A 12,180-nucleotide genomic window follows, 5' to 3' on the forward strand; every position below is an offset into this window, starting at 1 on the left:
CGTCGGCGGCGGGGGCCGCGGCCGGTGCGGGCGCCGGGGCGGCCGTCGCCACGGTGGCGGTCACGTTCAGTTGGCGGGCGACCCGGATTTTCAGGCCGTCACGCTCGACTTCGATCTCCGACAGCCCGGTCTCGGTCAGGATGTCGGCGAGGGTGCGCACCAGACGTGCGTCGAGGGGGTCGGCGGAAGCCTTGGGGCTGCTAGCCATGGAGGGGGATCCTTGCTGCTGTGGGCGTCAGGCGCTGAGCCGCGCCGCGGCCTCGACGGCCAGTTCATAGCTCGCCACGCCGAAGCCTGACACGACTCCTGTCGCGGCGAGGGACACATAGGTGTGTCGACGGAACGTCTCGCGCGCCGCCGGGTTCGACAGGTGGCATTCCACCACCGGAATCTCGAGGGTCTTCAGGGCGTCCAGAAGCGCGATCGAGGTGTGGCCATAGCCGGCCGGATTGATGACCAGGGCGCTGGCGGCGGTTCGCGCCTCCTGCACCCAGTCGATCAGGACGCCTTCATGATTGGACTGATGGAAGACCACCGTGCGGCCAAGGGCGTCCGCCCGGCGTTCGCAGGCCGTGCGAACGTCGTCCAGGGTCTCTTTCCCATAAATCTGAGGCTCTCGGACGCCCAGGAGGTTGAGATTGGGCCCGCTCAACACATAGATCGGTTTGGACATTCGGCTCCGCCGGCGATTCCGGTGTCTTGTAACGTTCGCAGGCGGGGGTCACAAGCATCCCGGCGGCAGGCCGCGGTGAGAGTTGAGCATGAACCTGACGATCAATGGTGAAGCCCGCACCGTGGCGCCCCTGCCGCATCTGGCGGCGCTGGTGAGCGAACTGGGTCTGGACCCGCGCAAGGTCGCGGTGGAGCGCAACCTGGAGATCGTGCCGCGCTCGGCCTATGACCGCACCCCGGTGGCCGAGGGCGACCGGATCGAGATCGTGCATTTCATTGGAGGCGGCTGACATGGACGACGCAAGCCAAAGGCCCGCGGCTGACGACACCTGGAGCGTGGCCGGCCGCACCTTCACCTCGCGCCTGATCATCGGCACGGGCAAGTACAAGGACTATGCCACCAACGCCGCCGCCGCCGAGGCCGCAGGCGCCGAGATCGTCACCGTGGCGATCCGGCGGGTGAACCTGTCCGATCCCAGCCAGCCCATGCTGGTGGACCATGTGAAGCCCGACCGCTTCACCTTCCTGCCCAACACCGCCGGCTGCTTCACCGGCGAGGACGCCGTGCGCACCCTGCGGCTGGCGCGCGAGGCCGGCGGCTGGAACCTGGTGAAGCTGGAGGTGCTCTCGGACACCAAGCACCTGCTGCCCGACATGGAAGAGACCCTGCGGGCGCTGAAGCTGCTGATCGCCGACGGGTTCGAGGTCATGGTCTATTGCAACGATGACCCGGTCTATGCCCGCAAACTGGAAGACGCTGGCGCGGCCGCCATCATGCCGCTCGGCGCCCCCATCGGATCGGGGCGGGGCATCCAGAACATGCTGAACCTCGGCCTGATCATCGAGCAGTCCAAGGTGCCGGTTCTGGTGGACGCCGGCGTGGGCACGGCGTCGGACGCGGCGGTGGCTATGGAGCTGGGCTGCGACGCGGTGCTGATGAACACCGCCATCGCCGAGGCGCGCGACCCGATCCTGATGGCCAGCGCCATGCGTCATGCGGTGCTGGCCGGACGTCAGGCCTTTCTCGCCGGGCGGATGCCCAAGCGCATGTACGCCGATCCGTCCTCGCCCCTGTCAGGCCTGATCTAGCCAGACGAAGGCCGAGAAGATCAGGAGCCGAGGTTGGCCGCCTTGGCGTTGACGATGGCGGCCTTGACCGCCTCCATGTCCGCGCCGGAGATCAGGCGGTCGCCGATGACAAAGGCCGGCGTGCCGTTGATGCCGAGGGTCTGGGCCAGCTCGTGGGTGTCGGCGAGTTGCTGCTGGATGGCCGGGGCCTTGGCCGCCTCGCGGACGGCGGCGGGGTTGAGGCCGACCGCCGTCAGGTGACGATCCAGCGCCGCGTCGTCGAGACTCTTTTCCGCCATCAGAAGCTCATGCAGCTCCAGGGTTTTCGCCTTGGCCGCGTCGGTCAGCATGATGGCGGCCGTCTCGTCGGACTGTTCGCCGAAGATCGGGAATTCCTTGAACACGACCCGCACGTCGGGATTGGTCTCGATGATCTTCTGGATCTCCGTCGCGGCGATTTTGCAGTAGCCGCAGCGATAGTCGAAGAACTCGGTGAGCGTGATCGCGCCGTCGGGATTGGCGACGAAGTCGCGGGGGTCCCGTTCCAGGGCCGCGCGATTGGCCTCGATGGCTGAAACCGCCGCCTGTGCGGCTTCAGTCTCGCGCTTCTTGCCCAGCGCCTGGACCGCCTCTTCGATCACCTCCGGGTTTTCGATCAGATAGGCGCGCACGCGCTCGCCAAAGGCGTCGTCGGAGGCCCGGTCGCAGGCCGACAGGGCGAGGGCGGAGGCGCAAAGCGCCGCAAGGACAGGCAAGGGCTTTCTCATCAGACGTCCAGATAGGGAGGTTTGGCGCGCAAAGCGACCCCGGAACCGACCCTGCTGGTCGGCCGGGCGGGTCTAGCGCACCGAGCCGGTGGTGATCGCGCCTTCCTGCGCCAGTTCGCGCAGGTCCTCGCGGGAGGGGTTGGAGGTGAGCACGATGTCGGTCGCGCGGCGCCATTCCGGCGTATCGCGGGTCAGCATGTCGCGGGCGCGCATGGCGAAGACCCGGGCCTGCTGGCGGTCGCCCACATGGAAATTGTACTCCGCCGTGGCCAGCCTGGCCGAGCCGTCGTCGCCGCGGCGATCGTAGCCCTGGGCCAGCAGCCGCCAGGCCACGGCGTTGTCGTCTTCCTGGGTGAGCGCGCGGCGCAGTTCGGCGATGCCTTCGTCGAGCTTGGCCTCGTCATCCATGGCGATGAGGGTCTGGCCGAGGTTGACCCGCAGCAGGGGGGCCTCGGGCATAAGCTCCACCGACCGGCGCTGGGGCGCCTCGGCTTCGGCCGTGCGGCCGAACTCGAACAGAATCTGACCCTTGAGCTCCCACAGATAAGGATTTTCGGGTTGTTCGGCGAGCAGGGCCTCGATCAGGTTCAGGGCCCGGTCGGGCTCCTTCATCTGGTAGTAGGCGATCGCCCGGGCGTACCTTGCCGGATAGGCGTCGTCCTTCTCGCTGTAGTCGACGATGGCCCGCTGGGGATTGAGGAAGCCCTGCAGCTTGGCCTTCATGATCTCGTGTTCGAGCATGGCCTCTTCGGTGTCGACCTTGTCCCAATCGGGCAGGGTCTCGGCCTTGCGTCGCAGGGTGTCGATGCGCTCCGACGACAGGGGGTGGCTGCGGAAATAGGCGTACCGCCGGGCTTCCTGGAAGACTTCCTGATAGCGGAAGTTGTCGAAGAACTGGACCAGCCCCTTGCCCGATATGCCGGAGCGATCGAGCAGGTTCAGCCCCGCCTGGTCGGCCCGGCTCTCCTGTTCGCGGCTGTAGCCCAGGGCGGCGAGCGTACCGAATTGGCTGGCGCTGCCCATCAGGGCGATGGCCGCGTCGCCGGCGCCGGCGAAGGCGGCCAGGACGCCAAGCCCCATGGTCAACAGGAAGGGCTGCATGCCCGCGCGCTGCATCTCGCCGGAGCGGGCGCTATGACCGGCGGCCAGGTGGCCGACCTCGTGGGCGATGACACCCTGGAGCTGGTTGGGGTTCTCAGATTCGAGGATCAGGCCGGTATAGATCCCCATCGTGCCCGGGGCGGCGAAGGCCTGGAGATCCTTGCCGCCGATCAGCAGGATTTCGATGCTGTCGGGATTGAGGCCGGCGGCGCGCAGGATCGGTTCGGAATCGGCGCGCAGGATCGCTTCGATCTCGGTGTCCCGGATAAGGGAGATCCGTTCCCGGGACTGGGCCTGGGCCACCATCGGCGCAACGACCAGGGCTGCTGACAGGGCCAGCCTGGCCAAGGTCTTCCTCCACATGCCCCCGCCGGCCCGCGAGGGGCGGAGGGGGTGGGCCGGGGGGCCGCTCAGGGAACGCAGGGGGGAGGCCATGCACACACTCTCGATCGCTTCCCCCCGACGCCCTTGGCTTGAAGCCTAACCCGTCAGCCGCGCCGCCACCAGCCTCGACGCGGCTTGGCGGGCGGAGAGGTGATTTCCGCCGGATCAGGCTCGGCGGGCGCCGACGCCGGCTCCGGAACACGCTCGGGCTCGGCGGCCACGGCCGCCTGGGCCATCACCGGCGCGGGCTCGGGCTGGGCGACGGGCTCAGGCTCGACGACGGCCGGCTGGGCCGGAGGCGCGTCGGTGACCATGGCCGCATCGCTCGGCGCTTCGGCTACGGCCTCGACCTTGGGTTCCGCCTTGCGACGGGTCCGGGTGCGCTTCGGCTTGGCGACTTCCGGCTCAGCCTCGGCCACGGGGGCTTCGACGGCCGGCTCAGCCTCTGCGACCGGCGCGGCCTCGACCGTCTCGGTCGCCACAGCTTCGGCGGCTTCAGGAGCAGGATTGGCCTTGGAACGCGAGCGGCGACGCTTCGGCTTTTCTTCCGGCTCGGGCAGCTCGACCCACATGTCGTCCTCGCCATGGGGGACGGGGGCTGCGCTGGAGATCGGGGCTGCGGCCTCGACGTCGGTTTCGGCCTGAGGCGCGACCTGGCTCAGCGGGGCAGGGCGTTCATCGCGGGCCTCGCCGGGCTCAGGCACGGCCATCCGCTGGTCTTCCGAAAGGTCGAACCAGACGAAGGGATCCTCGCCATAGGGCACCCAGGGACGGACCCAGGCGAAGGCTTCGCCCGGACGGTCCTCGCGCAGGCGACGGCCACCTCGACGGCCACGACGCCGACGGCGTCCGCCGTTCTCGTCGTCGAGCCGCGGATCGGAGGCGTCGGCGGCTTCCGACGCTGTGGGCGCGCGATCTTCCTCGTCGCGACGGCCGCCGCGGCGACGGCGACGGCGACCACGACCACGGGTGCGGCCATCGGCGTCATCTTCGGCGGCGAATTCGTCACGGGGACGTTCGGAGCGGACCTCGTCCCCATCGTCGTCGTCGGTGACGGAAGAGGGGCGAGAACCGCGAGGTGCGCGAACTTCAACCTCGTCCTCAACCTCGTCTTCGTCCTCGTCGTCCTCATCCTCGTCGACATCGTCGAACTCGGCGTCGTCATAGACCGGGTCGATCCGCGGCGCGGTGCGGGCGACGACGGCATGGTCGGGGCGGGTTTCGCTGGCCGTGCGCTCGATCTCGTAGTCGGCGTGGGGCATGGCGTCATCGACCACGACGGTGACGAAGAGGCCGAAGGTCTCGTGGATGCGGGCCAGATGGGCGCGCTTTTCGTTGAGGATGTAGAGGGCCACGGCCCGCGGCGCCTTCAGCGTCGCCTCGCCGCCGCCCTTGAGCGCTTCGATTTCCAGGGCGCGCAGGGTGGCGAGCGAACTGGACTCCACCGAGCGAACCCGGCCGGTGCCGGCGCAGTGCTCGCAGACATGGGTTGTGCCTTCCAGCACGCCGGTGCGGCGGCGCTGGCGGCTGATCTCCATCAGGCCGAAGGAGCTGATCTTGCCCATCTGGATGCGGGCGCGGTCGTCCTTCAGGGCGTCCTTGAGCTTCTTCTCGACGGCGCGATTGTTCTTCGACTCATCCATGTCGATGAAGTCGATGACGATCAGGCCGGCCAGGTCGCGCAGGCGCAGCTGCCTTGCGGTCTCCTCGGCGGCCTCCAGGTTCGTCTTGAGCGCGGTGGCTTCGATGTTGCGCTCGCGGGTGGACTTGCCGGAGTTCACATCGACGGCCACCAGGGCCTCGGTCTGGTTGATCACCAGATAGCCGCCGGACCGCAGAGGGACCACGGGGCTGTAGATCTGCGACAGGTGGTCCTCGACCTTGTAGCGAACGAACAGCGGCTCGGGGTCGCGGTAGGCCTGAACCTTCTTGGCCTGGGACGGCATCAGCATGCGCATGAAATCGCGCGCTTCCTTGAAGCCGGCCTCGCCCTCGACGAACACCCCTTCGATGTCCTTGTCATAGAGGTCGCGGATCGCCCGCTTCACCAGGTCCTCTTCCTCGTAGATCAGCGCAGGCGCGATCGAGTGGAGGGTGTTTTCGCGGATATTCTCCCACAGCCGCAGGAGATACTCGTAGTCGCGCTTGATCTCGGCCTTGGTCCGCTTGGCGCCGGCGGTGCGCACGATCAGGCCCATGCCCTGCGGCACGTCCAGACCCTGGACCACGCCCTTCAGGCGCTTGCGGTCGGTGGCCGTGGTGATCTTGCGGCTGATGCCGCCGCCGCGGGCGGTGTTGGGCATGAGCACGCCATAGCGGCCGGCGAGCGAGAGATAGGTGGTCAGCGCCGCGCCCTTGTTGCCGCGCTCTTCCTTGACCACCTGGACCAGCATGATCTGCCGGCGGCGGATCACTTCCTGGATCTTGTACTTGCGCATGAGGCGGCGCCGACGGCGGGCCACCTCTTGTTCCATGACGTCGTCTTCATCGACGACGGCCTCGGAATCCTCATCGTCCGGATCGGAGGCCGCGGCCCGATTGGGCTCAAAGGCGTCTTCTTCCTCGGCCTCTTCGCGCAGCAGGGCTTCGCGGTCGGCGACCGGGATCTGATAATAGTCGGGATGGATTTCGTTGAAGGCGAGGAAGCCGTGGCGGTTGCCGCCGTACTCGATGAAGGCCGCCTGGAGACTGGGCTCCACGCGGGTCACCTTGGCGAGGTAGATATTCCCTCTGAGCTGCTTCCGGTTCTTGCTCTCGAAATCGAAATCTTCAACACGCGTTCCGTCGATGAGCACCACGCGCGTCTCTTCGGCGTGGGCTGCATCGATAAGCATCTTCTTCGACATTTAGTGAATCTCCACGGCGCGCCACGAACGTCGAGTTCGGGCGCTGCCGGCTAATTATGAGGGCGCGCGCAGGGTCTCTGTTCACAGCGACGGAGGCGGCCGCGAGGCCGGCCTGTCGCCGGAATGGGGCTGGGGCGACGCTGCCCATGGGTGTGTCCTAGTCACGCCTGCAAGGCGAGGATCGGTGAAGCGTCGTCTCCGAACCTCGTGGCCGGGCCGACGCAAGTGTTTCGCGCGGGTGGGGGGCGTTAGTGAGTCCACGCCCCTCCATGCGCGGCGCGACTTTGCAACAGTGGATGGAAAAAGGAAAGCCGTCGTCGCGGCGCGGGCGAGGGGCCTCAACTGATTAGCGTCCCTTAACCCTTTTTCCACGGCGATCTGATCTACTGGACGTTGAACTCTCAAGAAACGTGATGGTGGGTGTGTAGGCGTATGCTCGCAAGGCTGGGCAAGGTTTTCCGAAGGGCGCGACTGCTGAGCGCCGGTGTCGCCATGGCGACCATCGGTGGCCTGGCTGCGGTCGCCGTGTCGCATGCCGCAGCGCCCGACGCCGGCGTGCTGGGCGTGCGCCTGGGCGGGGATGCGACCGAAACGCGCCTTGTGATCGACCTCGATCGTGGCGCGACGGGCAAGGTGTCTCAGGACGGCTCGGGCGGGCGCGTGGTCATGTCCCTGCCGGGCGTCGACGCCAAGGCCAGCCTTCAAGGGTCGGGCCGCGGCCTGATCCGCGCCTGGATGATCGACCAGTCTCAGGGCGCCGCCCGTCTTCAGATCGACCTGGCCGGGCAGGGCGTGATCAAGCGCCGCTTCCTGCTGCCGCCGGCCGATGGGGTCGGACATTATCGCTATGTGATCGATGTGGCCGCCGTCGGCGCGCCCACGGCGAGCTTCACCGCGCGTCCCGCCAGCCGTCCCACCGCGCCCGCCCCCAAGCCCCTGGCGCTCAAGAAGGTCATCGTCATCGACGCCGGCCATGGGGGCAAGGATCCCGGCGCCCGCGGCGCGCGCTCCTTTGAGAAGGACGTCAATCTCGCCGCAGCCCTCGCCCTTCAGGCGCGGTTGGAGCGCAGCGGCAAGTACAAGGTGGTGATGACGCGCAAGAGCGATGTCTATGTCCCGCTGGAAAGCAGGGTGCAGATCGCCCGTCGCGCTGGGGCCGACCTCTTTATCTCTTTGCACGCTGACGCCGGCGCCGACGCCAAGACCCGCGGGACGTCGGTCTACACCCTGTCCGAGCAGGCCTCGGGCCGCGCCGCCCAGTTCGTGTCCAAGGACGACTGGTTCATGAACTCCAGCCACAACGGCGGCGACAATGGGGTGCGCGACATCCTGTTCGACCTGACCCAGCGGGCGACCAAGAACCGCTCGGCCACTTTCGCCGAACTGGTGCTGGCCCGCGCCGACAACCATATGCCGCTGCTACGGCGGAGCCATCGCGACGCAGGCTTCGTCGTTCTGCTGGCCCCCGACGTGCCGGCCATCCTGCTGGAGATGGGTTTCGTCACCAACGCCGAAGATGAAGCCGCCCTGCTGGACGCCGACCGTCGGACCCGGTTCATGAATGGGGTCGGCGACGCCATCGACGACTACTTCGCCCAGCAGACCCAGGTCGCCGCACGCTGATCGACCGCTCCTGCGGCGTCCGGGGCGTTGGCGCCCGGCGCGATGCACGCTAGATGACGGCCACGGGGTGAGGGCGCCCGCGGAGGTCAGCACAGTTGCATCCCCCTGAGAGATGGGTCGCGATCGTCGGCGTGGCGGTCCTGAGCATTGTCGCCGTGGCGGGCTTCGCCGTGGCGATCTATGCGGCCTGGCTTTTCCACGACATGCCCGACGCCGGCGACCTGGTGGACTATCGTCCCCCCACCTCGACGCGGGCCTATGCCTGGGACGGGACCCTGATCGGCGAGTTCTCCCGCGAGCGGCGCATCTATGTGCCCTATGACCAGATGCCGGCCCACATGGTGCAGGCCTTCATGGCCGCCGAAGACCGCAATTTCTTCCAGCACGGCGGCGTCGACGCCATGGGCCTGACCCGGGCGATGATGAAGAACGTGCTCAACGCCGCCCAGGGCCGGCGGCTGGAGGGCGGCTCCACCATCACCCAGCAGGTGGCCAAGAACGTTCTACTGACCAGCGACGCCACCATCGGCCGCAAGTTCAAGGAAGCCGTGCTCGCCCAGCGTCTGGAAAAGACCCTGGGCAAGGAGCAGATCCTCGAACTCTATCTGAACGAGATCTGGCTGGGCTATCGCTCCTACGGGGTGGGGGCGGCCGCCTATAACTATTTCGGCAAGTCGATCACCGACCTGACCCTGGCCGAGGCCGCCTATCTCGCCGCCCTGCCCAAGGGACCGCAGAATTATCATCCGCAGCGCCGCAAGGAGGCGGCGATCATCCGGCGCAACTGGGTGATCGGCGAAATGGCCGACCTCGGCTGGGTGACCCGCGAGGAGGCCGATGCGGCCATGGCCGAGGACCTGGTGGTCCAGGACGCGCCAACCCGCGCCAAGTACCGCGACGCCGACTATTTCGTGGAGGAGGTTCGCCGCCGAGGCCTCAACACCCTCGGCGCCCGCCTGAACGAGGGCGGCTATTACATGCGCACCACCCTCGATCCGCGGCTGCAGACGGCCGCCCGGGTGGCGCTGATGAACGGCCTGGAACAGTACGACCGCCGCCATGGCTGGCGCGGCGCCTGGGGCAAGGTGGAGATCGAGCCGGGCTGGCAGGAGGTTGCGCGCAAGCAGACGGCCCCGGCCGAGCGCCGCCAATGGCGGGCGGCCGTCGTCACCCGCGCCAGCGGCGGCGACGTGCGGATCGAGGTCGCCGAGAGCGGCGCCGAAGGCCCGCTGGCGGGCGAAGACGTGGCCTGGGCGCGGGCCGGCAAGGGTCTGGCGGTCGGCGACCTGGTCTTCGTCGAGCCCCCGGCCCAGTCGGGCGGAGCTTATCGCCTGCGGCAGGTGCCCCAGGTCAATGGCGCCCTGGTGGCCATCGAGCCCTATTCCGGCCGGGTCCTGGCCATGGTGGGCGGCTATTCGTTCTCGCTGTCGAGCTTCAACCGCGCGACCCAGGCCATGCGTCAGCCGGGTTCGGCCTTCAAGCCGATCGTCTATGCCGCCGCGCTGGAGAATGGCTACACGCCAGCCAGCCAGGTCATGGACTCCATGATCACCCTGCAAGGGGCGCGGGAAGGCGAAACCTGGACGCCCGAGAACTACAACCGCCGCTACTACGGCTCGCTGACCCTTCGGCGAGGTCTTGAACTGTCGCGCAACGCCATGACCGTGCGGCTGGCCCAGGGGGTCGGCATGCGCAAGATCAGCGACCTGGCCGTGAAGATGGGCGTGGTCGACGAGATGGCCCCGGTGCTGGCCATGTCCCTCGGCTCGGGGGAAACGACGCCCTATCGGCTGACCGCCGCCTATGCCGCCTTCGTCAACGGCGGGCGCCGAATCGATCCGCACCTGATCGAACTGGTGCAGGACCGCGAGGGCAAGGTGATCTACCGCGCCGATCGCCGTGACTGCCCGCGCTGCGCGGTCGGCTTCAATGGCGACGAGAGCCCCCGCGTGCCCTTGAGCGGCGAGCAGGTGATGGATCCAATCACCGCCTATCAGATCAATTCGATGCTGCAGGGCGTGGTCCAGCGGGGCACGGCGACCTCGGTGTCGGTGCTCGGCCGTCCGGTGGGCGGCAAGACCGGCACCACGAACGAGTATCGCAGCGCCTGGTTCGTCGGCTTCACGCCGCAGATCGTGGCGGGGATCTTCATCGGCTTCGACGACAACCGGCCGCTGGGCTACGGCGAGACCGGGACGACGGCGGCGGCGCCGGTCTTCACCGCCTTCATGCAGGAAGCCATCAAGGGCGTGCCGGAAGCCGACTTCAAGGCGCCGGAGAACGCCAAGTACGCGACTGTGCGCGGCATTCGTGAAGCCTTCCGCCCCGGCACCGAGCCGCGGGCGCCGACGCCGACCGTGACCCCAGGCTCGGGCGGCCCCATGCCCTACAACAAGGTCTGGCCGGATGGTCGGGTCTCGGGCGCTGGCAATGCCGGGGAGGCGGCCAGCCCCGCCGACGATATGAGCGGATTGTATTAGCCCGACGGTCGCGTTATCCCGCGGCCCCTTGAATCCCTGCCTCTCTATCTCTGGGAGGGCGGGGGAGCATCACCGATTGCCAGGAGCGATCCATGAGAGCGGATGTCGAGGCCATGGCGGCCGACATCGAGCAGTCCATCGGACTGCTCAGGAGGCGTCTTTGACTGGGAACCTGCCCTACGACACCTCGACGAACTGAACGCCCGGGTCGAGGACCCGACCCTTTGGGACAATGCGGCCGAGGCCCAGGCCCTGATGCGCGAACGCCAGCGTCTGGCCGGACAGGTCGACGCTGTGCGCAGCCTCGAACGGGGACTTGAGGACGCCGTCGCCCTGGCCGAGATGGCCGACGAAGAGGGCGACGAGGACAGCCTGGAAGAGGCCCGCGCCGAGATGCGGGCCATCAAGGAGCGCGCCGCCCGCGCCGAGCTCGAGGCCCTGCTTTCCGGCGAGGCCGACGGCAACGACGCCTATGTGGAAATCAACTCCGGCGCCGGCGGCACCGAATCCAACGACTGGGCCGGCATGTTGCTGCGGATGTACAGCCGCTGGGCCCAGCAGCACGGCATGAGCGTCGAGCTGATCGAAGAGACCTCGGGCGAGCAGGCCGGCATCAAGTCGGCCACCCTGCAGGTCAAGGGCGCCAATGCCTATGGCTGGCTGAAGACCGAGGCCGGGGTCCACCGCCTGGTGCGAATCTCGCCCTTCGACGCCAACGCCAAGCGCCATACGAGCTTCGCCTCGGTCTGGGTCTTCCCCGTGGTGGACGACACGATCGAGATCGAGATCAATCCGGCCGATGTGCGGACCGACACCTACCGGGCCTCGGGCGCGGGCGGTCAGCACATCAACAAGACCGACTCGGCGGTCCGATTGACCCACATCCCGACCGGCGTCGTGGTGGCCTGCCAGGCGGGCCGCTCGCAGCACGCCAACCGGGAAGAGGCCTGGAAGATGCTGCGGGCCAGGCTCTATGAGCGCGAGCTGCAGCGCCGCGAGGCGGAGCAGCAGGCCCTGGAAGACCAGAAGACCGATATCGGCTGGGGCCACCAGATCCGCTCCTACGTCCTGCAGCCCTACCAGATGGTCAAGGACCTGCGGACGGACGTGGAGACCTCCGACACCGACGGGGTGCTGGACGGCGACCTGGACGCCTTCATGGGCGCGTCCCTGGCCCAACGGGTGGGGGTCACCCGCGAGGCCTGAATCGAAACGAGGCGCAGATCACCCTGCGCCTCG

The 12,180-nt window shown here is 68.0% G+C and carries 9 protein-coding genes and 1 pseudogene; 5 read left to right on the forward strand and 5 right to left on the reverse strand.

Going from position 1 to position 12,180, the window contains the following annotated elements; translation table 11 throughout:
- Positions 1 to 208 (reverse strand): annotated as a pseudogene (locus Q8L83_RS17480) (acetyl-CoA carboxylase, biotin carboxyl carrier protein); the annotation flags it as partial.
- A gap of 27 nt (positions 209 to 235) precedes the next feature.
- Positions 236 to 673: a type II 3-dehydroquinate dehydratase gene (locus Q8L83_RS17485; RefSeq protein WP_305289252.1), complete on the reverse strand. Its 438-nt coding sequence runs from the start codon at positions 671 to 673 to the stop codon at positions 236 to 238.
- Between the two features lie 88 nt (positions 674 to 761).
- Here Q8L83_RS17485 and thiS point away from each other — a divergent pair, with 88 nt between their 5' ends.
- Positions 762 to 962 (forward strand): sulfur carrier protein ThiS, encoded by a 201-nt coding sequence (gene thiS, locus Q8L83_RS17490; protein WP_305289253.1) that lies wholly within the window; start codon positions 762 to 764, stop codon positions 960 to 962.
- A gap of 1 nt (position 963) precedes the next feature.
- Positions 964 to 1,761 carry a thiazole synthase gene (locus Q8L83_RS17495; protein ID WP_305289255.1) on the forward strand — a complete coding sequence of 266 codons (798 nt, stop codon included), beginning with the start codon at positions 964 to 966 and terminating at the stop codon, positions 1,759 to 1,761.
- A 20-nt stretch (positions 1,762 to 1,781) separates the two neighbouring features.
- On the opposite strand, the gene Q8L83_RS17500 is transcribed toward Q8L83_RS17495, so the two are convergent.
- The 3 genes from Q8L83_RS17500 to Q8L83_RS17510 form a co-directional block, all read right to left on the reverse strand.
- Positions 1,782 to 2,495, reverse strand: coding sequence for a DsbA family protein (locus Q8L83_RS17500; RefSeq protein WP_305289257.1), 714 nt, complete (start codon positions 2,493 to 2,495; stop codon positions 1,782 to 1,784).
- A gap of 84 nt (positions 2,496 to 2,579) precedes the next feature.
- Positions 2,580 to 3,971 (reverse strand): M48 family metalloprotease, encoded by a 1,392-nt coding sequence (locus tag Q8L83_RS17505; protein ID WP_305289259.1) that lies wholly within the window; start codon positions 3,969 to 3,971, stop codon positions 2,580 to 2,582.
- Between the two features lie 125 nt (positions 3,972 to 4,096).
- Positions 4,097 to 6,838, reverse strand: a complete 2,742-nt coding sequence (locus Q8L83_RS17510) for a ribonuclease E/G (protein WP_305289261.1) — start codon at positions 6,836 to 6,838, stop codon at positions 4,097 to 4,099.
- Between the two features lie 492 nt (positions 6,839 to 7,330).
- Here Q8L83_RS17510 and Q8L83_RS17515 point away from each other — a divergent pair, with 492 nt between their 5' ends.
- The 3 genes from Q8L83_RS17515 (at position 7,331) to prfB (ending at position 12,147) form a co-directional block, all read left to right on the forward strand.
- On the forward strand, positions 7,331 to 8,461 hold the full coding sequence (locus Q8L83_RS17515; RefSeq protein WP_305289263.1) for an N-acetylmuramoyl-L-alanine amidase: 1,131 nt from the start codon (positions 7,331 to 7,333) through the stop codon (positions 8,459 to 8,461).
- A gap of 131 nt (positions 8,462 to 8,592) precedes the next feature.
- Complete coding sequence (locus Q8L83_RS17520; RefSeq protein WP_370868412.1) at positions 8,593 to 10,941, forward strand: penicillin-binding protein 1A; 2,349 nt, start codon at positions 8,593 to 8,595, stop codon at positions 10,939 to 10,941.
- A 92-nt stretch (positions 10,942 to 11,033) separates the two neighbouring features.
- A protein-coding gene (prfB, locus tag Q8L83_RS17525; protein WP_305289265.1) for a peptide chain release factor 2 occupies positions 11,034 to 12,147 on the forward strand; the annotation gives its coding sequence in 2 pieces (ribosomal slippage) (positions 11,034 to 11,102 and positions 11,104 to 12,147; 1,113 coding nt in all).
- Positions 12,148 to 12,180: the final 33 nt, after the last annotated feature.

The sequence above is a fragment of the Phenylobacterium sp. genome (assembly GCF_030680185.1).
Taxonomy (GTDB): domain Bacteria; phylum Pseudomonadota; class Alphaproteobacteria; order Caulobacterales; family Caulobacteraceae; genus Phenylobacterium.

Coding starts and splice junctions, on each gene's coding strand:
- Q8L83_RS17485 (WP_305289252.1), bottom strand. CDS start 673: ATGTCCAAACCGATCTATGTGTTGAGCGGGCCCAATCTCAACCTCCTG.
- Q8L83_RS17510 (WP_305289261.1), bottom strand. CDS start 6,838: ATGTCGAAGAAGATGCTTATCGATGCAGCCCACGCCGAAGAGACGCGC.
- thiS (WP_305289253.1), top strand. CDS start 762: ATGAACCTGACGATCAATGGTGAAGCCCGCACCGTGGCGCCCCTGCCG.
- Q8L83_RS17495 (WP_305289255.1), top strand. CDS start 964: ATGGACGACGCAAGCCAAAGGCCCGCGGCTGACGACACCTGGAGCGTG.
- Q8L83_RS17515 (WP_305289263.1), top strand. CDS start 7,331: ATGGCGACCATCGGTGGCCTGGCTGCGGTCGCCGTGTCGCATGCCGCA.
- Q8L83_RS17505 (WP_305289259.1), bottom strand. CDS start 3,971: ATGTGGAGGAAGACCTTGGCCAGGCTGGCCCTGTCAGCAGCCCTGGTC.